Source organism: Shewanella waksmanii (assembly GCF_043643685.1).
GTDB lineage: Bacteria > Pseudomonadota > Gammaproteobacteria > Enterobacterales > Shewanellaceae > Shewanella > Shewanella waksmanii_A.
In genome coordinates this window covers 170048-192439 of sequence record NZ_JBHZSN010000006.1, presented here as the reverse complement: position 1 = coordinate 192439, position 22392 = coordinate 170048, and the positions used below count along the sequence as shown (strand labels likewise).

Below are 22392 nucleotides of genomic sequence, written 5' to 3'. Positions count from 1 at the left end.
AACCTTGATTGAGGAGCATTTGATGTCGACATTCATCATCCCTTTTATTGGGGGGCTATTAATTGGTTTAGCGGCGATCTTATTGATGATTGCCAACGGACGTATCGCAGGTATTAGTGGCATATTTTCCCATGCCCTGTTTGCCAAAAGTGATAATAAAGGTCTTAGCTGGCAGATGGTTTTTATCATCGGCCTGCTTATAGGCGGTGGCTTATATCGTATTATTGTGCAGCCAGATTTAAGCGTTCAGGTTAGCGTGATGCCGCTTATTATTGCTGGTTTATTAGTCGGTTTTGGTAGTGTTTTGGGCTCGGGTTGTACAAGTGGTCATGGCATTTGTGGCATTGGTCGGTTATCTAAACGCTCCATTGTCGCGACTTGTGTGTTCATGTTAAGCGGTATTGTGACCGCAACCTTAGTGCATTAGGAGGTCGTATGAGCCGAGTTGTTGCATTAATCTCTGGCGTGTTATTCGGATTAGGGCTGATGCTTTCCGGCATGGCAGATCCTGATAAAGTGATTGGGTTTCTTGATGTCAGTCGAATGACTGATGGCAGTTGGGAGCCCGCGTTAATGATGGTGATGTTAGGTGCATTGAGTCTCTATATTCCTGTCTATTACGGGTTTATAAGGCCGCGTGTTGCCCAAGGTGGAAAACCGCTATTTGATCAAAGTTACCAACTACCCAACAAAACTAAGGTCGACGTTAAGCTGCTAATGGGGGCAGGTTTATTTGGTGTAGGTTGGGGCCTAGCTGGTATGTGTCCTGGGCCGGCGATTGTTAACCTAACCAGTTTTGACCCGTTATTTGTATTGTTTGTATTGAGTATGGTGCTAGGTATGTTTTTGGGGCGCTTGTGGCAATCAAGGCGACAATTTACTGAATCAACCTGCCAGGTTGATTAATCTAGACTTCTATCTTCAGGTATTTTATAAGGCGTTAAATCAGTGGTTTAACGCCTTTTTTAATGCATTTTTTTCATGCGAAAGGATTATCCTTAGGTATTAAACCTAATACTTTATTCCTAGTTCTAAATGCTGTTTTATGCGCATTATGACTCAGTGTCGATGACGCACTGCGAAGATAACTGATAAGGTATCTGCACTCGTTTCAAGTACAAACCCGTGATGGATAAAACTGGTTAAAAGCGAAGGTCGGAAAGGGAATGATGATTAAAGGATTACTGCTAATTGTGCTGTCTTTGTTTAGCTCGCTGAGCTACGCAGAAGAAAGTGATATTGAAATCAGCGGCCTAGTGATCGATCGAACATTAACACGATTTGGTAAAGACTTTAGTTATTACTATTCGAGTTACTGGCGCGACTTACCTTTTACCCAAGGGTTTAACGTTAGCTTGAACGAAACGGTTTTCCCCCAAGCAGGTACTCGCCTTACTTTAGATATCAATGGCCAAACCTTGTATGTCACCCATTTCGGACGTCGTGCTAGTCCTATTAAAGAGCGTGCTGAACAGGCGATATTACTGACTATTGATTACATCGCGCAGGTGCGTGCCAATGCTTTAACGGGTGAGTTTGCCGATGCTGATGAGGGATATTAAAAGTAACGCTAGCTAAATGACCATTTAACTAGTGCTATTTCAGGGTTTACATAACTAGAGAGACTGAAAATGAATTACAGGATGTTAATCATTGCTGCGGGCGCTGCGCTGTCATTGAGTGCGCACAGTACAGAACTCGTCTATACACCGATCAACCCCAGTTTTGGCGGATCGGCATTGAATGGGTCTTACTTACTAAATAAAGCAAATGCACAAAATGACAATAGTGCTGACACCAACGATAAGGACTTTGTGACCCGCTTTAAAGAGTCTTTAGAGCGCAATATTATGAATACCATTACCCGTGGGGTAGCTAATGGTGAAATTAGCGATGGTATTTATGACACTGGCGATTTTCGCATTGAGGTTGCGACAGTGGGGGATGGTGTCATGCTGACGATCACTAACTTGCTTAGCGGTGAAGTGACCGTGATTGAAATGCCAGTGTATGGGGTATAAGCAATGAAACAGTCAATTTTATTGTTATTTGCTTTAGCCTTAACCGGTTGTAGTTTAGTGCCAAAACCTGAGTTGAATATCCACGAAGCTGAGCTCAATCCTATGAGCGAGACGATGCAGGCGTTGCAAGCTAAACAGGGACCTAAATATCCGATACCTGTTGCGGTATATTCCTTTAGAGATCAAACCGGTCAGTATAAGCCACAACAAAATGTTAGCTCCTTTTCGACCGCAGTGACCCAAGGTGCGACATCCATGTTGGTGCAAACGCTGTTGGACTCAAAGTGGTTTACTCCCGTTGAGCGTGAAGGGCTACAAAACTTGTTAACTGAGCGCAAAATTAGCAAGAAACAACCCAAAAAGCCCAATGATAAAGACGTACCGCAGCTAACCAATGCGCGCCTATTGTTAGAAGGTGGGATCATCAGTTACGAAACCAATATTAATACGGGTGGTGCTGGTGTTGAGTATTACGGGATTGGTGCATCAGAGATGTACCGTGAAGATCAGGTTACCATCTATCTGCGTGCGGTAGATGTGCACACTGGTAAGGTATTGATGTCGGTTTCCACTACCAAGCGGGTCTTTTCGCAGGAGATGCGAGCTGGGTTAATTCGCTTTACCAGTTTAAATCGACTGGCTGAGGCAGAAGTCGGTTTTACCACCAACGAGCCAGTGCAATTTTGTGTACTACAAGCGATTGAATTAGCAGTTGCTGAAATGGTAGATAAAGGCGTGGAAATGGGTTACTGGTCGCCCGCGGCGCAAAACGCTAAGGAAACAGCATTAGGCGCATCGTCATAGCGACCTTGCCGTAGAGAATAAAATGACGCCCCGAAAGCTGTGCTTGTCGGGGCGTCATGCTTTGAGGGCTATCGTTTAAAGCTTAGCTAAGTGGGCGCATCGATTGCCAGAATAGTTGGAAACTGGCTTCTCGGTGAACATCGTCTTGCCACAGCTCAGGGTTGTCTAAGAAAAAGCGTGTAGTAGCAATGTATTGGCCATGGCAGCTTTCGCGCATTAACGCCAGCGGGTGGTTGGCAAGTAATCCTGCTTGCTGTCCTTGTTCAATAAGCTGAGCAATAAAGCTCAATATTCCTGTCATTGCTTGTTCGCGGACTTGGTGTGCTACCGAAGGTGACAGCGAGTATTGGCTAAAGAACTCTTGCTTCAACGGATTCTCCATCGCCCAACCGATAGCACTTAACCATAACACTCGTGCATCTGATTGCAGGTCGCCGCTTTGCTGCAACTTGTCGACCATCGCATCGGCAAACTCTTGCTTTATTGACAGGTATAGATGATTCATCAACGCATCTTTAGAGGCGAAATGATGAAACAGTGTACCTGTCGCAACCCCTGCTTGCCGGGCAATTGAGGCAGTTGAAGTGGCATAGAAGCCTTGCTTTACAAATAGCGTTAATGCGGTATCTAGCAAGGCTTGTTTTTTATCTGTGGCCATATTCACTTTACTTCATTGTGGATTTGATAGGTTATCTGCAAATTATCAGCGGACGAAAAATTTCATCAGCATTTGCTGCAAACTATTGCCATAGGGCGGGTGCACAATTTTCCCTGTGTTGAGCTTACCACGGCGTAAAATGGTTTTCGCATGACTCATGGTTAAAAAGCCCTCTTTACCATGATAATGTCCCATGCCTGATGGGCCAATTCCACCAAAAGGTGCATCGTCTGCGGCAACATGGAAAACCGCATCATTAATGCACACGCCACCTGAGTGGGTTTGTGCCAAGATTTGTTGTTGCGTGGCGTCATTGAAGCTCATGATGTACAGCGCAAGCGGGCGTGGGCGTTGGTTGACGTAACTAATGGCCTGCTCGAGCGTGTCGTATTCCACAATGGGGAGTAAAGGACCAAAGATCTCTTCTTGCATGACGAGCATGTCATCGTTGACCCCACTGATTAGCTGCGTCGGCAACTTGCGATAAGAAGAGGTTTTTTGCTCTTCACTGGCAGGTTCAATATGGGCGCCTTTGTCTTTTGCATCTTGCAAGACCGCATGGATACGATCGAACTGACGTTGATTGATGATCGCGCCGTAATCGTCATTGTCGGCAACTTGGCCATACATTTTGTTAAATTTAGCCTTGTAAGCGGCGATAAAGCCTGCGGTTTTTCCTTTCGGTAACAGCACATAATCGGGTGCGACACAGATTTGCCCCGCATTAAGGCATTTGCCGTAGATCAGGCGTTCAACAGCGGTTTCTAGATCGATGTCATCTGCAATGATCACAGGCGATTTACCGCCTAATTCTAGTGTGACAGGTGTGAGGTTATCGGCTGCAGCGCGCATGACATGCTTACCGACCGTAGTCGAGCCGGTAAACAGTAAATGATCAAAGGGCAGGGCAGAGAATGCCGCTGCGACATCGGCTTCGCCTTCAACTACCGCTACAGTTTGCTGCTCAAATACCTCTGCCAACATCGCAATGAGTGCTTTATTCGTGCTAGGGGTGAATTCTGACAGCTTTAACATTGCTCGGTTACCCGCAGCAATAGCAGTGATCAAAGGGCCGATGGCTAGCATCACCGGAAAATTCCACGGCACTATGATGCCGACAACCCCAACAGGCTGATATTGAACACTAATTTGAGCTGGTGCTAAAAGTAATCCCGTATGACGACGGCTTGGCTTCATCCATTTTTTCAGATGCTTGAGGCTGTAGTTGATGTTGTTGATACAGGGCATGATATCGGAAATCATACTGTCATCGATTGAGCGGTGACCATAATCTTGGCGCAGTGCTTGGGTTAAGTTGTGCTGATGCTTAATCAAGCCTTGCTTTAAGCTTTGAAGCTGACTGACACGCTCGGCATAGCTAGGGGCAGGATTTGCCTGAAATGCATCACGCTGGATCTGCAAAAGATCAGTTAAGGTTTGTTTGACTTCAACGGGCATATTCATCGTAACTCCTGTGCCTTCGCTTTGGTTAGGGTGAGTTCAAGCTAACTATCCCCCGTCATACTTGAAGCTGCAGCTTTGTTAACTGCGCCAATTTACCCTAATCACATAGAACACCTATGCTCATAGGGAAAAATTGGCTTGTTGCTGTGCTGCAACTCCAATTTTCTTGGGTATAGCTATACAGACTGACTAGTTAGTCGGTTTTATCGTAGGCGAGTTTTTAACCGCTGTCAACTTTCGGTTCAAAACAGCAAAATTAGTGAGCGAAGATCATCAAAATGTCATGTTTTTACGCTACAATAATAGTGCGCAGTAGTAGGGGGGAGCGCGTAAAAGACTTAAAGCAATCAATCCGCTAACCGTTTGGAGGTTGTTATGCGTACCGGTCAAATATTATGTCCAACAGACTTTTCTGAAACAGCATCTCATGCCCTGCAATATGCCATTGAGATGGCTAACTTTTATCAAGTAGGTTTTCGATTACTCCATGTTGTAGAGCAACCGATTGGAGACGAGAGCTTTCAAATTCTCGCAATAACCCCTGAAGAATTGGCTCAAAACATGGAAGCTGAGGCTGCCGAGAAAATGCAAAAAATCTTGGCGGATTTGAACAGTGATTTGACCATTGAAACAGTGGTTCGCCGTGGCGATCCGGTGGAGCAAATCATTAATGAAGCACAAGAAAGCGAAGCTGGCATGATTGTCATCGCCAGTCATGGTCGCAGTGGTTTAGCCCATTTTTTACACAACAATGTTGCTGAGGCGGTTGCCAATAAAGCTGCTTGTCCTGTGCTCGTTGTGAAGTAACCTTAGGTTATTTTGCGCAGATGTGATTGAGCAACTCATGGCCGAGTTGCTCAAGCTCTGCCGCCTTAGGGTGGGTTTGCGCAAAGGTTCGTAATCCATAGATTCCCATCACCAAGTAACGACCTAAATGTTGGCTATCTTTTGATGCGCTAATGTCGCCTTGAGATTGCGCTAAGCTGATTTGGTCAATGATAGCTTGCTGCCAAGCAGTAAGGTGAGCACATATCATTTGCTGTACTTCAGCATCTTGTTCGGCGATTTCATTGAGCGCCTTGGTCAATAAGCAGGCTTGATCGCTATCTTGGCTAATACATTGGCGCACTATTTCATCGATGTAGGCCTTGATATTGATCGCAGCACGATTGTCAGCTGGGAAAAACTGTTCAAATTCGTTAATTCTATCTAGGCGATATTGGTCGATAGCTGCGATTAACAAGCCACGTTTATTGTCAAAAGCGCAATAAATGGAACCTGGGTGCAAGCCCGTGGCTTTGGTAAGGTCCTGCATACTTGTTTTGCTATAGCCTTTGGCGAGAAATGCTGACATGGCTGAGCGCAAAACGTGTTGTTTATCGAATTCTGCTTGACGCATAGATCATAAGGGCTCGTTAAATTTAGCTTACAGCGATTGTACTTAATTTTGAATATTTGTTCAAAAATTACTTGAATGTTCATTCAAGTATGTTTATCTTGAATGCATATTCAAGAAAGGGACAGCACAATGACACAGCAACTTTTTCAATCCTATCGCTTAAACGACACGCTCACGTTAACCAATAAAATCGTCATGGCACCGCTAACACGCTGCATGGCGGACGACAACTTAGTACCAACAACAGCTATGGCTGAATACTATGGGCGTCGTGCTCAAGCGGGCTTAATTATTTCTGAAGCAGTCATTATTCGCCCTGATGGCCAGGGCTACCCTAACACTCCTGGTCTATTTACCCCTGAGCAGATCCAAGGTTGGCGCCAAGTAACCGATGCAGTTCATGCCAATGGTGGAAAGATTTTTGCGCAGCTATGGCATACTGGTCGAGTTGCTCACCCACATTTTTATCAGCAAAAAACCGGATACAGTGATGTATTTGCACCGTCAGCAGTAGCCGTAGAGGGCACAGTGCCTCGCATGCGAGAGCTGACTTACCAAACCCCCACACCGGTGAGCGCCGTCCAAATAGAACAACTGGTGAACGATTATTCTCAAGCTGCTGCTAACGCGATTGATGCAGGCTTTGATGGCGTAGAAATACATGGTGCCAATGGCTACTTGATTGATCAGTTCTTGCATCACGATAGCAATCGTCGTGAAGATGAGTTTGGTCAGACTCCTGAAAATATGGCGCGATTCCCCCTTGCAGTTGTTGATGCCATTAGTCAGCGTATCGGCGCCGACAGAACGGCGTTGCGGGTATCTCCGGGGGCGTATTTTAATATGGGGAGCGACAGTCGTGATCGTGATGTATTTGATTATTTCTTAGCGCAGCTGCAAGCGCGTGACCTTGCTTACCTGCATATCGGTATCTTTGATGATGCGATGGAGTTTGACTATCTAGGCGGCACCGCATCAGCTTATGTACGTCAGCATTATACCAAGACCTTGATGGGGGTTGGTAGTTATAGTGCTGAAACTGGAGACCAGGCGATAGCAGAAGATAAATTTGATTTGTTAGCAATTGGTCGGCCTTTCATCGCCAATCCAGATTATGTTGAGCGTGTTCGCAGCGGTGAGAAGCTGGTGGATTACAGCGAAGAGATGCTCACGACATTAGTGTAATTGTCATCATCAACCCTTTGCCACTTAGTGTTATGCCGATTGGTATTAAACATTCTACTAAGTGGCTTTTTTGTTGCAGCTTGCTCACGATAACATGGCCGCGACACTACCGCATAAAGTCATAATGAACAGAAACCATTTTAGTGTATCTGCTTTTACCTTAATCGCCATTTTAACTGCGAGATGGGCTCCCAACATCGTTCCCGCCGCGAGGATTAACCCGGGTAACCATTGAATTAAATCTTCAATAATAAACACCAGTAGCGAGGCTAAGGTAAACACTAAAGTGCAGAGCACTTTTAACGCATTGGCGCGAACCAGGTCATAGCGCAATGAACCCGCTAGTGCAGCCAGCAGTACAAAGCCAACACCTGCTTGGACAAAGCCACCATAGATACCTGCAATTGTCAGCCACCACCAAGAGCTTGGGGTGTCTTTCACTCGTTTATTGGGGGTACCTAATTCCGGTGAGATAATTGCGGGTCGAATAAGAATCACTGCCGCCATTGCCAACATGGTGCCTAGCAGTAAAGGTTTAATCCATTCACTGGGGGCATAGGCTGCGCCAACAGCGCCAATCACACCACCAATAATGGTAGGCAGCATGATTGCACCTGTATCTTGTGTATCTAGCTTATCGTGTTTTTTAAAGCCAAATAGCGCGGTAATTGATTGTACAAACACCGCAACACGGTTGGTGGCATTGGCCACTTCGGCGGGCATTCCCATGACCATTAAAGAGGGGAGTGTCAGGTTCGATCCTCCGCCAGCTAGCGTGTTGATAATACCGGCCAAAAAGCCGGTTACCAATAATAGGCACGCATAGGTAATACTGATATCCATATACAGTGCTCTTTGAATTTAGAAGCTAGAACCCGGTTGTGATAAAAATTCCAATTCATCCTGAGTCGACGGGCGGTTTAAAATTTCGTTTCGATGCGGGTAGCGGCCAAAGCGGTCAATGATTGCTTTATGGCGTCGTTCAAACTCAAGATTGCCTTTGGCGGCGTCACGACTGAAAAGTACCATGGCAATGTCGTGAATTTTGGCGGACTCACTGTGCATGTAGGGCATGTAGAGAAACGGGACTTGATTAGGTTTAAGCTCTTTGTCAGCGCCTTGAGCAACTGCTTCTTGTGCTAAGGCTAATGCCATCGAGTCGGCGGCGAACGCGCCTGGTGTATTGCGGTAGATATTACGACTAAACTGGTCCAGTACTATCACTTCGGCAAGTCGCCCAGTGGGTGTCGTCCGCCAGTGGTAAAGCTCGCCCTTTTTTGCCTGTTCCAGTAGTAGGCCAAACTGATTGGTTAGCTGTTTATCAAAATCATCATCTTTGACCCACCAAAGTTTAGGGTCTATGTCATTGAACCAGAAAGTGATAATGTCATCAGGGCTATATTGAAGATTCGTCACAGGCTTCTGTCCTATATCCAGTTTTGATGATCTTGCTGCGTTAAGGATAATGCTCGTTCGGCAATTATTCGGGCGTCAGCAAGAGGTATATATGGAATATGTTGCTCGCCACTGGCTAACCCAAGTGTGATTGAAGCCAGTTGCTTTTTGCGTTGTCCAGCAGTTTGACTAATCTCTACATGCTGTACTTTGCGCAGTGCCACTAAGTTCCAGTTTTGGCTCAACATTCCACTATGTATCCAACAATCATTACCTTGAATGAGGTAACCCCAATGACGATAACGTAAGTACAATCCAAGTACAAATAGCAAGGCAACAACGATTAATATTTCAGTAAAAGGATTAAGTCCTACGCCAATGACATTCGCCGTGGCAATTAATGGTGGTAGCCACATCCGGCGCCAAAACCAGCCAATGTCGATGGACTGATATTGACTGGGCAAACTCTTCGCTTTAGCCGTAAGGCCGGATAAGGTCGATAACAGTTGCGTAATTTGTTGCCGTGTCATGCTAGGCACTAACATATGACGCTGTGCCATCCCTTCGACTTCATTGCCTTGAACCTGTCTAAAGCTAACGGTCCATAGCTTCAGCAATCGACCTATAACGGGTTGCGAAAAGCGCACCAGTTGCACACGCTTAAGTTTAAGCGCGTCGTTTTGCTTGGCGATAATGCCGCCTGTTCTGTGAACAGTTCGCTGCTTCAAGCTAAGTTGGTAAGGGTGATATTTCAAAATAGCTGCTGCGATTGAGATCAATGACAGCAACAGATAGAGCAAAACCAGGCCAAAAACAGTAATGGCAATTTGCCCCAGCAAGCTGATTGCAGCGACCTGTGAATACCAAGCTTGGATTTGTTCTACCACCGGATTAAATTGAGAGGACTCCCAATCTAGCTGCCCGAGTATTGAACCGGAAATCACTGAAAACCAGATTAAGTTATTTTGGTAAAGTCCAAACAGTACTATGTCTTTAAGGCTCTTTTTGACGATGGGGGCTTGTACTTGTTGAACTTGCTGAGTTTGCCCATTGGCTTCATCAGACGTTGACGGCTGCTGTTGCGAAAAAAGGCGCTGTTTCAGCTGCAAAGCCTGTCGATAATTAACTGCGGCAAGCACTGCTTCATCCTTTTTTGAGCCCGCGGTTTCAACCACTAGGCTATATAATCCCATTGGCCTGAAATACAAAGGCTGCTCTAAACGTACGTTTTGAATGCGGTTGAGTGGGATTTCATGGGCGCGTTTATACAGTAATCCTTGGTGGATCCCCAATTTACCTTCGTGAAGTCGATATCGATATTTGAGCCATTGCACCACGCTGTAGCCCAAAGTGAGGCTGATAACCGCTAAAATAGCGACGATAACCCAAGGTGAACTAAAGCCTTTTTGCCACCCGGTATAAACGACCGGTATCAAGGCATAGCCATTATTAAGCATCGCCTTTATGGTGCCAAAACTAAAACTGACAATAGACCAAGGTGATAGCGCTGACCATTGGCTAAAGCGACTAACTGTCATGTTGTTCACCCGACGACATAGATGAAGCCTGTTTTGATTCTTGCGCTGAAGGCGCTTTCGACGCTTGCGCTGAAGGCTCTTTTGGAGCTTGGGTTGAAGGTTCTATTGACGCTTGTGCTGAAGGCTCTTGCGTTAGTGGCTTATTTTGGCGCTGGGCAGCCTTAGCAAGAAGGTGCTGTCGCATCGGCTCGGCGCTGGCACCATTTATGCCCGGTAAACTGATTTCAGCATGACCACTGCCAGCACTAAAACACTTTAACGTATATTGATTAAAGTGACGTTCTAAAGGGCCTTGGCTTAAGGTGACATGTTGAAGACGACTGTAGGGTAAAGCGATTTTTTTCTGCCAAATTAGTCCTTTTTGCATCACTAACTCATGCTCAAATACCCCATAAGTGATGGTTTTTGCATAGCTAAAACGCCAGTAACTTAGCGCCGCTAACAGCAGTAGTACCAAGGTAACGATAGCAATCAAGATCACGCCTGGGACACTCAGTAGCATAGGTATCACCGTGGCCAAAATCAGTATAGGGCAAACGATCATCAAGTTTTCTGTGTTCACTTGCTTAATATAGTTTTCATCGATAGCGATGAGTGGTAACTGATCAAAACTGAGCCACTGCGAGGGTGGCAGTGATGTTTCTGTATCTCTTGAAGGGGGCACTAATTCACTGTGCATGACAGACATCCTGTATGGCTTGCATAAAACCACTATATCAGGATTAAAAACACGGATGCTAGCGTCAGACATATTGGCTAACAATATCGGTTTTTGTTTTACTCTTTGGTTTGCATTCAAGCCTGTATTCAAGCCTAGATTCAAGCATTGTGGCTCGGTGAGCGAGTATTGTTTAGTAATTGGATTAACATTACAGCGCGTTGCTGTTAAGTTATTGGGTAAACACCATTTTTGAACTGGATATCAGTCGTTGACCCATTTAAAGCCACCGCTGAGTAAGCAAAAGATCGCCTTTTTTCGAAAGCTCTACCTTGCCGGGTTAATTGAAGCTGAGCAGCATAATTTATTGTCGTTAAATAAACTGACCGGCATGCCACGTCGTACTTTGCAAGACGCCATTGCTGCCTTTGCCGATATTGGTATTGAGTGTCAGTTTATTCAGCAGGGCGAACGTAATAACGCTGGTTTCTATCAAATCAATGCTTGGGGACCGATTGATCCTCAATGGCTATCGCAGCATAAAGATAGTTTGCAGCAGTTGTTCGCGCCCGTTGGTGATGCGCAGCAATAAACAAGATTAAACTTGCTTCACATACTCCCAAGGCAATTGTGTTAATACCCTGGGTTAAGCGATACTTAAGTCTACTTTGATAGCGTAGTCCCTTTGCGGTCAAACTGCGCTCAAATTCCCCCTGTTTTCGGTCTACTAACCCCCTTTGTTTAAGGAGAATATCGTGCTGGCGAATGTTTCTGGCATTCAAGAAAAACTAAAAGTCATTGATAGCAGTAAAATGTTTCAAGGCTTTGTTATTTTTGTCATTATTGTTTCTGCGCTATCGATTGGTGCACATACCTATCATTTACCTGCATGGATGGAAAAAAGTTTATCCATGTTGGATGTGGGCATCACCATCTTTTTCGCGGTAGAAATTGTCATTCGATTTCTTGCCAGTGATGGGCCGAAGAAGTTTTTCAGTAATGGTTGGAACATATTTGACACCATCATTGTGATTGGCAGTTTAATACCCGCTGGCGGCTCAGCGGTATTGCTTGCTCGTTTACTGCGTATTTTCAGGGTATTGCGTTTGGTCTCGATGATCCCTGAATTACGTATGTTGGTGAATGCGTTGCTCAAAGCTATCCCGCGTATGGGATATATTGCACTGCTGATGTTCGTGATTTTCTACATCTACGGCGCAATAGGCAGCATGTTGTTTGCCCACATTAATGACTTCCTTTGGGGAGATGTGTCGGTGGCAATGTTAACCCTATTTAGGGTGTCCACCTTTGAGTCATGGACTTCAGTGATGTATGAGACCATGGCGGTATATCCGCTGAGCTGGCTATATTACTTGAGTTTTATTTTCCTTACCGCTTTTGTGTTTTTAAACATGATGGTCGGCGCGGTGCTCGATGTTATGACGCAAGAGACAGCAGTCATGCGCGCAGAAGAGCAACCTGCTGAAGCACTCACGAGTGCTGAGCAGCCGGCAAGTGCCGCAGATGTCGCAGAGTTAAAGGCACAAATTGCTGAACTTAAGGGATTGCTAACCCAGAAATCAGCTTCTTAGCTTCTGTTCATATCTTTTCATATTGTTAATTTAATGGTTCATATCCACTCCCAAGTTCATTAATAACTTGGGAGTAAGCTTTGCCTCAAACAACAAAGTATGATTTTGATGGGGTAAAGACGATGAACAAAACCATAGCAACTTTGGTCAGTGGTGCGCTACTTGCGGCCAGTGTTCCAGCGATAGCCAATGATGACGGTCAACTGTTAGGCGGCCAAATAAGCGGTAGTGTAAAGTTCGCCACCGATTACGTGTTTCGTGGTGAATCAGAAACCATGGACGGTGACGTCCCAGTTGTTCAAGGTACCTTAGGCTGGAGCAACGATGATGGCTGGTATACCGGTGTGTTTGCATCCAACATTAAATTTGCAGACCCCAATCTGGAGATTGTCACCGCGCCTTATATTGGTAAAGCCGGTGAGTTTGGTGATAGCGGTTTTACCTATGATGTCATGGTATTTTCATACCTTTATGCGGGAGCCTCTTATTCAAATTATACCGAGCTGTGGTTGAAAGTCGGTAAACAGTTTGGCCAGGCTCATGTGCAGCTAGAAGTGACGCCAACTTTAGATGATTGGTTTGGTGTTTCTGGTTGGCAAGGTGTTAACTATGCGATTCACCCAAGCTATGACTTTAATAATGGCATCAAAGTGTCGGGATCGTTTGGATATCAAGACCTTGATGGTGAAGGTGCTGAAGGCTGGACACACTGGAACTTAGGTTTAGAAGCTAACTATGTGGGCTTAAACTTTGATCTGCGTTACCACGGTAGTTCCGTTGACGAAAGCCACTTAGTATACGGCAGTCAAACCGAGATCTTCGATGACCGCGTCGTATTTGGTGTCAGCAAGAGCTTTTAAGTTTACTCATTTCAAAAGCCAACCTTAGTGGTTGGCTTTTTTATATCTGCTGAATCCCCGCTTTTGGGTAACTGTTCGTGAAATAGGCATACATTTCTTATATTATGGGTCGCTAAACAGTGCGTTATGCCAGTGCTAAGCAGTACAGTAATTAATGAGAAGGTGAGCTATGGGCTATCGAGTGCTAGTGGTCGACGATGAAGCCGTGATCCGAGCCAAGCTAAAAGGCTATTTTGAGAAAGAAGGCTACCAAGTGGTAGAAGCCCAAGATGGCGACCAGATGTGGCAGCAATTCAAAGCACAAGCGATCGATCTGGTGATGTTAGATATCAACTTACCGGGAACAGACGGCCTAAGTTTAGCGCGGCAGTTACGCAGTAAAAGCGATGTGGGCATTATCCTGGTGACAGGCCGTGATGAAACCATTGATAAAATAGTCGGGCTAGAGATGGGCGCTGACGATTATGTCACTAAGCCATTTGAGTTGCGAGAGCTGCTGGTCAGAGTTAAGAATCTGCTTTGGCGCATCTCACTGGTACAAAAAGCTGCAGCGGAAGCTAGCCATCAAAATGATGCTGACGACAACATCATCGCTTTTAATGATTATGTGTTAGAGCTCAATAGTAGACAGCTGACCTGCAATGGCGAAGCCATTAAACTGACCAAAGCGGAATTTGAATTATTGACCGCTTTTTCTCTACATCCTCAGCAAGTGCTGACTCGCGAACGCCTAATGATGCAAACCAGTCATCGAGACCAAGACGTTAATGACCGTACCATCGATGTCATTATTCGCCGTTTGCGCAACAAGTTAAGTGCTGAGCTGTTTGTCACCGTCCACGGTGAAGGCTATTTATTTGCCGCCAAAGTAAAAGATTAGTGAGTTGCTGATACGCGATACAGTGGGTAGTAACTGGCTGGCGCTAGGCTTTCACTAAGTACGTCCTCGCTAATCTGACCAATGCGCTGTGCTTTTATGCGTGGTCCAATATCGCCATAGGCTGGCTTGCCCTGTAGCTCTTGCACGACGACATCGATGGCCAGCTTGCCTTGCAGCACCACACTATCATCATTGCTGTAGTCGATTCGTTGTCGGTATATTCCCCGCAGCACAGCCGGAGACAGGTAACTGCTCAATAGTTTAACCTTTGATTGTAACTGACGTTGATGCACGATAGCGACCGCGGCTTCAATTGCCACCGCACTGCCGAGAATATAGTCCGGGGTGTTGCCGGACAACATTTTTTCAATCTGGTCGCGATACAGATTTCGATTATTGTCGGCATGGTGGACTGAACTAATGCTAACTTGGCTACCGGTCAATGCAGCCGCCAGTCCTTGCTCAACTAAATCACTACCGCCTTGTTTATCTGGACCGGAAAAGATGGCTAGCTGGCTTGGCTTGTTAGCTTGTTGCTTAAGGTATTGTCCGGCATGAAAGCCCATTTGGTACCAATTAACACCAATGCGAGTTTGCACTTGTGGATGGTCGAGTCGATTCACCAGCGCGATGATAGGTTTTGTGATTGGTGGCTGATAATGGTTTAGCAGGTCAGGTTTTACACTGCCTAACAAGATGGCGTCAAATTGATGTTTTAAGCAGTAATCAAGTTGACTAAGCTGTTTGTCCACATGGTAGTAGCTACCGGCTTCAAAGAGTTCTAAATCGAGATTGAGCTGCTTGGCATGCTCAACTAAGCCGTAATTGATACCCGTCCAATAGCTGTCTTTTAAATGGGGGATGAGGACACATAAACGCCAGCTTTTTTTAGCTTGGGTCAGCGGGGTGTAATTGACCGCCGTTGTTTGTTGTACTTTGCTGGCGAAAGGCTGTCGCTGTTCAACTTGCCACGGGCTAGCTATCGCCCATTGGCTACAGCACCCCATTAATATGTAAAGACAGTATCGGCAAATTAAATCGGCCATGTGCTGGCGTTTCCTATCAATTGCAGCAGTTAATGATTAATATTGTAACAGCTAAATGAAAAAGAGTGATCGTCTTGTCGTTACCACAATTGTCTTTGTTTTCATTACCCTTATCTCGTAAGAGCCTGATTGGCCGCTTACTGTTGGCCTTCGCGTTGTTGGCAGTGCTGCTGATTTTATTGGTGAGCTTAGGCAGTTTAAGCTTGCGCTGGGTTAAGCAGGCCGATCAGTACTTGTATGATCAAGCATTACCCGCCTCAGAAGCGGCGCGAAAATTGGTGTTGTCTAGTAATGCATTAGCAGACAATGCCAAGCAATTAGGCTTATCCGATGATGAGTCTCAGCGGCAATTAGTTGGTCGCAAGCTATCTATTAATAGTGCTGCGATGCTAAACGCTATTGGCAATCTAAAGTCTTTTGATGTCGATTTTGATGTGAGTTTGGCTCAAAGCGCTGCTGAGATCATTGCTGATTTAACCCAGCTGGGTGAGTTGGTTGGAGAGCGGATCCGCAGTGCCTACCAACTGGACTTACAAGGTCAGGCGTTGGTGAACTCAGCGAATGAAAGTACACGCCTGTTGCAGGCAGAACTTGCGATTGTCGACTCAATTATCTTATCGAAGATTAGCTTAGCTTACCCTCAAGCTGTTGGTGAACAGCAAACCACCCAATTGTTAGATAGCTTGATTGAGCAGGATTTAGACACCCAAGAAAGGCTCAATCTTGCCCTTAAAATCATTCATAATGTGGCGTTACTTGGGCAAATATTTCAATCACCAGAATTAGATAATCAGTTGATTGTTGGCCTTGAGAGCTTTGCCGAAAAGCGCACTCAGCCCGATGAATTACAGTTGGCGAGTATGGATTCAAGCTTGCAATATTTGCCATCTCTGACTCAGCTTAGCGCCATTATTCGAGACCCAGTTAGAGCTAAAGCTTTGGCCGCTGCCATCGAGGTATTACAAACAGTGCCGAGCAGTTTGCAATTACAGCAACAACATAATGGACTGTATCGCGCTCAAGAAGTACAACTACAAACATTAATGGATAAGCTTGGGTCATTGAACCAAGCGGTAGACAGTGCGATGCGCAAGCAAGGGATAACCACAGATAATGCCAGACAGGCATATTTACAACAACTGCACTGGGCCAAGTTAGGGTTATGGTTAACTGGCCTGTTGATTCTGCTGGTGATTGCTACTGTTGTATACCGGGTGATTTATAAAGGCATTGCCCTCAAACTTGATGCCGCGACTAAGGCGTTGGCGCAGCTGAGTCTAGGCAATACTAATGTGACTATTGATACCCAAGGTGATGATGAGCTGGCTGCCATGGCCAGTACCATTAAAGCCTTTAAGCAAAAAACTGATCATAATCAGAAATTGCAAGCGCAACTTCGGGAAACCGCCGCTGAATTGTTTGAACATAAACAGGCGCTAGAGGCTAAAGTTGAAGAGCGTACGTTGGCATTGGCGCAGGCTAATGCTCAGTTAGATAAAGAGGTAAAAGGCCAGGAAGTGGCAAGGGAGATGGCCGAGCAAGCTAACCAAGCAAAATCGCTATTTTTAGCCACCATGAGCCATGAGATCCGTACACCGTTAAATGGACTGTTAGGGACTTTGACCTTACTTGGGCATTCTAATTTGCCGCCAGCACAGCAACAGATGTTGGCGTTGTCTCAATACAGTGGCACCTTATTGCAAACCGTGCTCAATGATATTCTCGATTTCTCCCGTCTAGAGCAGAGTAAACTCGCAAATGAGCCTAGAGAAGTCGATTTAAATCAGCTACTCGATGAAGTGGCCGCGATTATGTTGGCTGGTGCCGGTTTAGCTGGGTTAACCTTAGTTTCTACCCATGAAAATTTACCTAAATGGGTCTACATCGACGGGCCGAAGCTGCGACAAGTGTTATTTAATTTATTGGGTAACGCCATCAAATTCACCCCCCAAGGCAAGGTTGAATTATTGGTCGAACGCCGTGGCCAGCGGTTAGCATTTACCGTATCTGATAGCGGTATCGGCATCGATGAACAAGCAATGAGCCAACTGTTTAAAGCCTACAGTAATGAACCGTCCAAAGGACGTGATCGCGGAACAGGCTTAGGGCTGGCAATTAGCAAGCAGTTGGTGGAGTTGATGGATAGCGAGCAGCACCATGAAAGCGAGCAATCTAGCTTGTGGGTTCGCAGCCAGGTGGGCAAGGGCAGTTGTTTTGGTTTCTCATTACCGTTAATCGAGTGCCAAGGGCCGACTACAGAGCAAAATCTTGCGATTCAATTAGTCGCGCCTAAGCGGGTGTTGGTGGTTGAAGATAATAAAATTAACGCCATGGTCGCCCAAGGGTTTTTGGCGCATTTAGGTCATGACTCGGTATTGGTTGGTAGTTGTGAGCAGGCTCGGGCTTGCTATCAAGCCAGCAGTGCATCTGAATTTAATGCCATCATGTTAGATATTCAGTTAGGAGATGGCTCTGGCCTGACGTTGCTTGAAGAGTTTCAGTCACTCAATAAAGCTTTAGATCTTGATACTGAAATTGCTGCATTTACTGCACAAGTGCAACCGCAAGATATGCAACATTATCAGCAGCAAGGGTTTGACCAAGTGTTGATGAAGCCACTTGATATGCAAGCGCTGCAAAACTGGTTAGGGCGGGCGCTAGCGTTATCTTCCAAGGCCGAGCAAGCCAGTGGTGATGACGATCAAGGTAGCGCAGAGAGCGATAAGAGTATCGACACGCTCGATAAGCAAGCCGTTGCAGATAACGGTGAGTCTGGGCAAGTGGCCGATAATGAGTCGTCGCAATACACTGAACAGTCGGAAGACACTGAGCCTTTACTCGATATAGCGCAGCTCAATCAAGATAAAGCGTATTTGGGGTTATCTGCGGTCGCTGAACTGTATGAGCTCTATGTCGACTCTAGTGAACAACATATCAGTACGTTGTCGCAAGCGAGTGATGATTACCTCAAGGTGTTGCATGCCCTAAAAGGCAGCAGTGCGAGCATTGGCATGCAGTCTCTTGCATCACTGTGTAAACAAACTGAGTTGCAGGTGGCGAGTGTTGATGATTACAGCTCGAACTATCATCAAGCAATCTGGCAAACTTGGCAGCATTCGCTTAAGGCAATGGCAGATTGGCTAGCTGAACAACAATAGATGATTAATGGTCAGTTAAAAGCTCGGTAGAGCCGCAGGCTTTCGTAAAAGCCATCTACTCAGAGCTTACATTTGCCGATCACATGTTAGCAGTTAGCATTTGGCTAGGCATTGCTGGCGTTGTTGATCACACCAAGATTGCGCATTACCAGACTGTACGCAATAGCCCCAAGCGCGATTACAATCTACCGCGCATTGTGAAATTTCTGCAATCACTGATGTTGAAGCCATAGACATACCAAATCCCATTGATACCGCGACCAGGGCAAATTTAAGCTTATTTTTCATTATATAGTCCTTAATTGTTATTCAATCCGTTGCTCAATATCGAGCAAAAATCAACCTAACAAGCTGTGCTTCGCCTGACAACCGCGGTGCAAGGAATTCATCATGATTGGGTGGTTTAGTATTACCTTATTTAAGCTTTAAGCCTTGGAAGTGGCTGAAAATAGTACATTTGTACTAGTTTTAATATATCTTGTTCTCGCACAATAATGGGCTTAGTGATGTTAAGTGTAGAGATAAAAGGCCAAATACTGAGTCAGTATTTGGCCTTTACAGAGATGAGTGTTAGCGAGTAAGCGAAAGTTTGCAGATGTTATTCGCTTTGCAGCCATTGCAGGTCAGATTCCACCCATGCAGCTGTGAGTTTCGCTAGGGATAAATAGAATCCACCTTGGTCAACCTCAACGACTTTGGCGACAAAGTTAGCTAACCAATTCGCCAAATTCTGACTGACAAATTGCGCTTGTTGCAGCTTATCTTGGTGAGTACAAATATGGGCCACATAAGCCAAAATAACGGCAATATGATCGGCTGGCTCTGGAAACTCACTTTGAATTTGCAGCTGACTTTGTTTTAAGAATTGGCTCATTTGTTGATGTTGTTCACCAAACAGTAGCGGTTCATCTTCAGCTTGATTCGCGCTGTTGAGGTACAAGCTAGCGTATGGCGAGGCACTATGTTTAGTGCCAACCAAAAATAATCCACAGTAATCCGCAGCCAACTCCAGCAAGGCCTTATCAGAGGTTAGCCCTTGTAGCTTAGCTACAATTTGCTCAACGTCTTGGCTAAAGCTCGGCTCTGTGGCGAGCTGCTGCCAGAAAGCTAAGGCTTGCTCACTGGTGAGCTCATGCAAGATCTGGTGATCAACCTCTTTGGCAAACAAAGAAGATAACAACTGATAGATACTTGCTCTTGCTTGGTTCATCGCTTGATCTTGTTGTGCGCTCATAGTGCTATCTCAACAGGACCGCTAAAAGCACTGACTTGAGGTACTTTGCCGCGGTATTTTTCAAATTCCACTAAACAGGTATAGGCTGCACAAGCTTGTGCTAGTTTAGAGGTACCAATATCTTGGGTTAGTGTATTCGGGTCACCGTAGCTACACAAGGCGCCAATTTCGGCTCCGCCCTCTTTACTGCCATCTTCGCCTACTGGGCCATACCATGCGCCTTCATGAATGCGGATCACGCCACGAGGGAAATTGTCAGATACCACAGCTCCTGCAAGTAATTGACCTCGGTCATTGAATACCCGAACAATATCACCTGACTGAATGCCGCGTTGCTTGGCATCAACAGGGTTTAAGTATACCGGCTCACGACCATTAACCGCATAAGATTCACGGTAAGCTTCTGATTCACACATCTGTGAATGCAAGCGTTTATCTGGGTGGCAAGACTGCATCCAAATTGGGAATTTTTCTGAACCAGGGCCACCATGGCTACGCTCTGATTTTTCCATCCAAGTTGGGTGACCAGGACAGTCATCATAACCGTATTGGGCAATCTTACGACTGAAGATTTCAATCAAGCCAGAAGGTGTACCCAGTGGATTGATTTCTGGATCTTCTCTAAATGCCGCATGGCGAGTCCAAGGCTTGCCTTCGCCAAAGTGCACATACCCTTGTTTCCAGAAGGTCTCGAAGTCCGGCATGTCAAACTTTTCAGCATTGGCTGCTTTACAGTCATTGTAGAGGTTAGCAATCCACTCACGCTCAGTAAGGCCGCGAGTGTATTCTTTCTCTTTGCCTAACAAGCGGGCAAAACGCGTGAAAATTTCGAAGTCCGATAAGCTCTCAAACAGTGGCTCAACCATTTTTTGCATCGCTAAGATACCGCGATTAGCGTAGCTACCATAAACATCAATATCGTTGCGTTCAAAAGTGGTACAAGCTGGCAATACGATGTCAGAGAAGCGGCAAGTCGCAGTCCAGTTCATGTCGATGGTGACGACACATTCCAGCTTATGGAATGCTTGCTTCATACGGTTACGATCTTGGTGATGATTCCAAGGGTTGTTACCTGAGAACACCATCATTTTGATGTCAGGGTAGGTCACTTTACTACCGTTAGCATCAATGGTTTTACCAGGCTCTAGTATCGCGTCAATCCAGCGTGCAACCGGGATTGTGCTGCTTGTGCCTTTAAAGTCATTGTTGTCAAAAATTGGCTTTTGGCCTTCATCCAAATTACGTGGAAATGCGCCTGGTGCCGCTGCACCCGATGAAGGTACACCGATACTGGAATAGTGGTGGCCATAGCTAATGCCGCCGCCAGGTAGACCAATTTGACCTATCATGGTAGCGAGAACTGCCGCCATCCAATAAGGTTGCTCGCCATGTTGTTGACGTTGAATGCACCAGCCCATCAAAATCTGGGTGCGATCTTTGGTCATCACTTTAGCGAGATCACGAATGATTTCTGCAGATACGCCAGTGATTTTTGCAGCCCATTCCGGCGTTTTTTCCACACCATCAGTTTTACCCTGAAGGTAAGGTAAGAAACGATCAAAGCCCAAGCTGTAGCCTTCAATGAAAGCACTATCATGCAGATCGTTAGCGACCATCTCGTGGGCAATACCTAACATTAATGCCACATCGGTTTGTGGATTAACATAGAGCTGCTCACAGCCTAGATATTGCTGAGTCTTAGTCACAACAGGGTCGATGCTAATTACGCGAATCTCACCTTTTGCCACTTTCTCTTTTAACTGTGCAAGATAGGCATAAGATTCATGGGTTTCAGCGTTCCAGCCCACTTGTAAGTTCTTATAAGGGTCATTTGACCATAAAATAATGGTTTTACTGTTCTCTAGAATAAGTGGCCATGAGGTACCTTGGGCATACACTTCGGTTGAACCTAAAATGTAAGGCAAAATGGTTTGCCCTGCGCCGGTTGAGTAGTCGCCGACTTTTTTAACAAAGTTGCCATGCATACCTACAGCACGCTGCATATGGCTGGTGCTTGAATGTAGCTGCCCGGTCGCACGCCAACCTGTTTGGCCAGCGTGCAAACCCGATGGCCCATACTTGGTTTGCACTTCATCTAAAGAGTCTTTAAATAGAGAAAGTGCTTTATCCCAAGTGACACGTACAAAGCGGAAATCACCGCGCTGTGTGGTATCACTCTTATGGCCTTTTAATAGGAAATCTAGGCGTACCATGGGGTAGCGTACCCGTGAAGGGTTGTACACTAAGCCTTTAACACCATTAATCATATCCGTTGGATATTTGTCGCTATCAAATGGCTTAACTTCAGCTATGACACCATTTTTACGCTTCATTTTGAATGCACCAAAATGTGAGCCTGTCGTTAACCAACCATCAGTGGCATCAGCGCCACTGGCTGCTAAAGCATTGAGCGGGGCTAACACTGATGAGCCGCTTAGGACAACGTAAGAGGTGCCAACTAAGCCTTTTAAGAAATCTCTTCTGTTCATGTTTTGCTGTC

23 protein-coding genes are annotated in these 22392 nt (G+C 45.6%); 12 read left to right on the top strand and 11 right to left on the bottom strand.

The genetic code is table 11. The annotated features are described in order from the left end of the window. The first annotated feature begins 22 nt into the window (after positions 1 to 22). The 5 genes from ACHUFW_RS11495 (at position 23) to ACHUFW_RS11475 (ending at position 2825) form a co-directional block, all read left to right on the top strand. Entirely contained in the window at positions 23 to 427 is a 405-nt protein-coding gene (locus ACHUFW_RS11495; protein ID WP_394203175.1) for a YeeE/YedE family protein, read from the top strand. A gap of 8 nt (positions 428 to 435) precedes the next feature. Next, positions 436 to 906: a DUF6691 family protein gene (locus ACHUFW_RS11490; protein WP_394203174.1), complete on the top strand. Its 471-nt coding sequence runs from the start codon at positions 436 to 438 to the stop codon at positions 904 to 906. A 263-nt stretch (positions 907 to 1169) separates the two neighbouring features. Continuing rightward, entirely contained in the window at positions 1170 to 1562 is a 393-nt protein-coding gene (locus ACHUFW_RS11485) for a curli production assembly/transport protein CsgE (protein WP_394203406.1), read from the top strand. Between the two features lie 69 nt (positions 1563 to 1631). Further along, positions 1632 to 2021: a curli assembly protein CsgF gene (locus tag ACHUFW_RS11480; RefSeq protein ID WP_394203172.1), complete on the top strand. Its 390-nt coding sequence runs from the start codon at positions 1632 to 1634 to the stop codon at positions 2019 to 2021. Positions 2022 to 2024: 3 nt separating this feature from the next. Next, entirely contained in the window at positions 2025 to 2825 is an 801-nt protein-coding gene (locus tag ACHUFW_RS11475) for a CsgG/HfaB family protein (RefSeq protein ID WP_394203170.1), read from the top strand. Positions 2826 to 2907: 82 nt separating this feature from the next. Here ACHUFW_RS11475 and ACHUFW_RS11470 read toward each other — a convergent pair whose 3' ends face one another. Together ACHUFW_RS11470 and ACHUFW_RS11465 are read right to left on the bottom strand one after the other, a co-directional pair. Further along, the gene (locus ACHUFW_RS11470) at positions 2908 to 3483 is read right to left on the bottom strand and encodes a TetR/AcrR family transcriptional regulator (protein WP_394203168.1); all 576 of its coding nucleotides are present in this window, start codon (positions 3481 to 3483) and stop codon (positions 2908 to 2910) included. 45 nt (positions 3484 to 3528) lie between these two features. Continuing rightward, positions 3529 to 4947: a coniferyl aldehyde dehydrogenase gene (locus ACHUFW_RS11465; RefSeq protein ID WP_394203167.1), complete on the bottom strand. Its 1419-nt coding sequence runs from the start codon at positions 4945 to 4947 to the stop codon at positions 3529 to 3531. Positions 4948 to 5322: 375 nt separating this feature from the next. Between ACHUFW_RS11465 and ACHUFW_RS11460 the strand changes: the two genes are divergently transcribed. Then, on the top strand, positions 5323 to 5754 hold the full coding sequence (locus ACHUFW_RS11460; protein ID WP_394203165.1) for a universal stress protein: 432 nt from the start codon (positions 5323 to 5325) through the stop codon (positions 5752 to 5754). Between the two features lie 7 nt (positions 5755 to 5761). Here ACHUFW_RS11460 and ACHUFW_RS11455 read toward each other — a convergent pair whose 3' ends face one another. Further along, on the bottom strand, positions 5762 to 6346 hold the full coding sequence (locus tag ACHUFW_RS11455) for a TetR/AcrR family transcriptional regulator (RefSeq protein WP_394203164.1): 585 nt from the start codon (positions 6344 to 6346) through the stop codon (positions 5762 to 5764). A gap of 129 nt (positions 6347 to 6475) precedes the next feature. Between ACHUFW_RS11455 and ACHUFW_RS11450 the strand changes: the two genes are divergently transcribed. After that, positions 6476 to 7531 carry an alkene reductase gene (locus ACHUFW_RS11450; protein WP_394203162.1) on the top strand — a complete coding sequence of 352 codons (1056 nt, stop codon included), beginning with the start codon at positions 6476 to 6478 and terminating at the stop codon, positions 7529 to 7531. Positions 7532 to 7615: 84 nt separating this feature from the next. Here ACHUFW_RS11450 and ACHUFW_RS11445 read toward each other — a convergent pair whose 3' ends face one another. The 4 genes from ACHUFW_RS11445 to ACHUFW_RS11430 are packed head-to-tail and all read right to left on the bottom strand — an operon-like array spanning position 7616 to position 11143. Continuing rightward, positions 7616 to 8374, bottom strand: a complete 759-nt coding sequence (locus ACHUFW_RS11445) for a sulfite exporter TauE/SafE family protein (RefSeq protein WP_394203160.1) — start codon at positions 8372 to 8374, stop codon at positions 7616 to 7618. Positions 8375 to 8392: 18 nt separating this feature from the next. Next, positions 8393 to 8947, bottom strand: coding sequence for a DUF924 family protein (locus tag ACHUFW_RS11440; protein ID WP_394203158.1), 555 nt, complete (start codon positions 8945 to 8947; stop codon positions 8393 to 8395). An 11-nt stretch (positions 8948 to 8958) separates the two neighbouring features. Continuing rightward, on the bottom strand, positions 8959 to 10464 hold the full coding sequence (locus ACHUFW_RS11435; protein WP_394203157.1) for a PH domain-containing protein: 1506 nt from the start codon (positions 10462 to 10464) through the stop codon (positions 8959 to 8961). Next, on the bottom strand, positions 10454 to 11143 hold the full coding sequence (locus tag ACHUFW_RS11430; RefSeq protein ID WP_394203155.1) for a PH domain-containing protein: 690 nt from the start codon (positions 11141 to 11143) through the stop codon (positions 10454 to 10456). Before ACHUFW_RS11430 ends, ACHUFW_RS11435 begins: the two co-directional genes overlap by 11 nt. Before the next feature lie 250 nt (positions 11144 to 11393). Here ACHUFW_RS11430 and ACHUFW_RS11425 point away from each other — a divergent pair, with 250 nt between their 5' ends. The 4 genes from ACHUFW_RS11425 (at position 11394) to torR (ending at position 14454) form a co-directional block, all read left to right on the top strand. After that, positions 11394 to 11714 carry a winged helix-turn-helix domain-containing protein gene (locus ACHUFW_RS11425; protein WP_394203153.1) on the top strand — a complete coding sequence of 107 codons (321 nt, stop codon included), beginning with the start codon at positions 11394 to 11396 and terminating at the stop codon, positions 11712 to 11714. 220 nt (positions 11715 to 11934) lie between these two features. After that, positions 11935 to 12714: an ion transporter gene (locus tag ACHUFW_RS11420; RefSeq protein WP_394203405.1), complete on the top strand. Its 780-nt coding sequence runs from the start codon at positions 11935 to 11937 to the stop codon at positions 12712 to 12714. Between the two features lie 122 nt (positions 12715 to 12836). Beyond that, on the top strand, positions 12837 to 13574 hold the full coding sequence (locus ACHUFW_RS11415; protein ID WP_394203152.1) for a TorF family putative porin: 738 nt from the start codon (positions 12837 to 12839) through the stop codon (positions 13572 to 13574). A 169-nt stretch (positions 13575 to 13743) separates the two neighbouring features. Next, positions 13744 to 14454 carry a two-component system response regulator TorR gene (torR, locus tag ACHUFW_RS11410; protein WP_394203151.1) on the top strand — a complete coding sequence of 237 codons (711 nt, stop codon included), beginning with the start codon at positions 13744 to 13746 and terminating at the stop codon, positions 14452 to 14454. Here the strand turns inward: torR and torT are convergent. Beyond that, positions 14451 to 15500 (bottom strand): TMAO reductase system periplasmic protein TorT, encoded by a 1050-nt coding sequence (gene torT, locus ACHUFW_RS11405; RefSeq protein ID WP_394203149.1) that lies wholly within the window; start codon positions 15498 to 15500, stop codon positions 14451 to 14453. The genes torR and torT overlap by 4 nt on opposite strands. A gap of 74 nt (positions 15501 to 15574) precedes the next feature. Between torT and torS the strand changes: the two genes are divergently transcribed. Continuing rightward, complete coding sequence (gene torS, locus ACHUFW_RS11400; RefSeq protein ID WP_394203147.1) at positions 15575 to 18658, top strand: TMAO reductase system sensor histidine kinase/response regulator TorS; 3084 nt, start codon at positions 15575 to 15577, stop codon at positions 18656 to 18658. Between the two features lie 93 nt (positions 18659 to 18751). Here the strand turns inward: torS and ACHUFW_RS11395 are convergent, their stop codons facing one another. The 3 genes from ACHUFW_RS11395 to torA all read right to left on the bottom strand — a co-directional run bounded on the left by ACHUFW_RS11395 (position 18752) and on the right by torA (position 22381). Continuing rightward, positions 18752 to 18946: a hypothetical protein gene (locus tag ACHUFW_RS11395; protein WP_394203145.1), complete on the bottom strand. Its 195-nt coding sequence runs from the start codon at positions 18944 to 18946 to the stop codon at positions 18752 to 18754. A 310-nt stretch (positions 18947 to 19256) separates the two neighbouring features. Next, entirely contained in the window at positions 19257 to 19892 is a 636-nt protein-coding gene (gene torD, locus ACHUFW_RS11390; RefSeq protein ID WP_394203144.1) for a molecular chaperone TorD, read from the bottom strand. After that, positions 19889 to 22381 carry a trimethylamine-N-oxide reductase TorA gene (gene torA, locus ACHUFW_RS11385; protein WP_394203142.1) on the bottom strand — a complete coding sequence of 831 codons (2493 nt, stop codon included), beginning with the start codon at positions 22379 to 22381 and terminating at the stop codon, positions 19889 to 19891. Before torA ends, torD begins: the two co-directional genes overlap by 4 nt. Positions 22382 to 22392: the final 11 nt, after the last annotated feature.

What these genes read in the sequence shown, in the direction of transcription:
- ACHUFW_RS11415 (WP_394203152.1), top strand. Translation starts at nt 12,837, where the DNA reads ATGAACAAAACCATAGCAACTTTGGTCAGTGGTGCGCTACTTGCGGCC.
- ACHUFW_RS11475 (WP_394203170.1), top strand. Translation starts at nt 2,025, where the DNA reads ATGAAACAGTCAATTTTATTGTTATTTGCTTTAGCCTTAACCGGTTGT.
- torA (WP_394203142.1), bottom strand. Translation starts at nt 22,381, where the DNA reads ATGAACAGAAGAGATTTCTTAAAAGGCTTAGTTGGCACCTCTTACGTT.
- ACHUFW_RS11465 (WP_394203167.1), bottom strand. Translation starts at nt 4,947, where the DNA reads ATGAATATGCCCGTTGAAGTCAAACAAACCTTAACTGATCTTTTGCAG.
- torR (WP_394203151.1), top strand. Translation starts at nt 13,744, where the DNA reads ATGGGCTATCGAGTGCTAGTGGTCGACGATGAAGCCGTGATCCGAGCC.
- ACHUFW_RS11470 (WP_394203168.1), bottom strand. Translation starts at nt 3,483, where the DNA reads ATGGCCACAGATAAAAAACAAGCCTTGCTAGATACCGCATTAACGCTA.
- torT (WP_394203149.1), bottom strand. Translation starts at nt 15,500, where the DNA reads ATGGCCGATTTAATTTGCCGATACTGTCTTTACATATTAATGGGGTGC.
- ACHUFW_RS11495 (WP_394203175.1), top strand. Translation starts at nt 23, where the DNA reads ATGTCGACATTCATCATCCCTTTTATTGGGGGGCTATTAATTGGTTTA.
- ACHUFW_RS11435 (WP_394203157.1), bottom strand. Translation starts at nt 10,464, where the DNA reads ATGACAGTTAGTCGCTTTAGCCAATGGTCAGCGCTATCACCTTGGTCT.
- ACHUFW_RS11490 (WP_394203174.1), top strand. Translation starts at nt 436, where the DNA reads ATGAGCCGAGTTGTTGCATTAATCTCTGGCGTGTTATTCGGATTAGGG.
- ACHUFW_RS11460 (WP_394203165.1), top strand. Translation starts at nt 5,323, where the DNA reads ATGCGTACCGGTCAAATATTATGTCCAACAGACTTTTCTGAAACAGCA.
- ACHUFW_RS11395 (WP_394203145.1), bottom strand. Translation starts at nt 18,946, where the DNA reads ATGAAAAATAAGCTTAAATTTGCCCTGGTCGCGGTATCAATGGGATTT.
- ACHUFW_RS11455 (WP_394203164.1), bottom strand. Translation starts at nt 6,346, where the DNA reads ATGCGTCAAGCAGAATTCGATAAACAACACGTTTTGCGCTCAGCCATG.
- torD (WP_394203144.1), bottom strand. Translation starts at nt 19,892, where the DNA reads ATGAGCGCACAACAAGATCAAGCGATGAACCAAGCAAGAGCAAGTATC.
- ACHUFW_RS11450 (WP_394203162.1), top strand. Translation starts at nt 6,476, where the DNA reads ATGACACAGCAACTTTTTCAATCCTATCGCTTAAACGACACGCTCACG.
- ACHUFW_RS11445 (WP_394203160.1), bottom strand. Translation starts at nt 8,374, where the DNA reads ATGGATATCAGTATTACCTATGCGTGCCTATTATTGGTAACCGGCTTT.
- ACHUFW_RS11430 (WP_394203155.1), bottom strand. Translation starts at nt 11,143, where the DNA reads ATGCACAGTGAATTAGTGCCCCCTTCAAGAGATACAGAAACATCACTG.
- ACHUFW_RS11485 (WP_394203406.1), top strand. Translation starts at nt 1,170, where the DNA reads ATGATTAAAGGATTACTGCTAATTGTGCTGTCTTTGTTTAGCTCGCTG.
- ACHUFW_RS11480 (WP_394203172.1), top strand. Translation starts at nt 1,632, where the DNA reads ATGAATTACAGGATGTTAATCATTGCTGCGGGCGCTGCGCTGTCATTG.
- ACHUFW_RS11420 (WP_394203405.1), top strand. Translation starts at nt 11,935, where the DNA reads ATGTTTCAAGGCTTTGTTATTTTTGTCATTATTGTTTCTGCGCTATCG.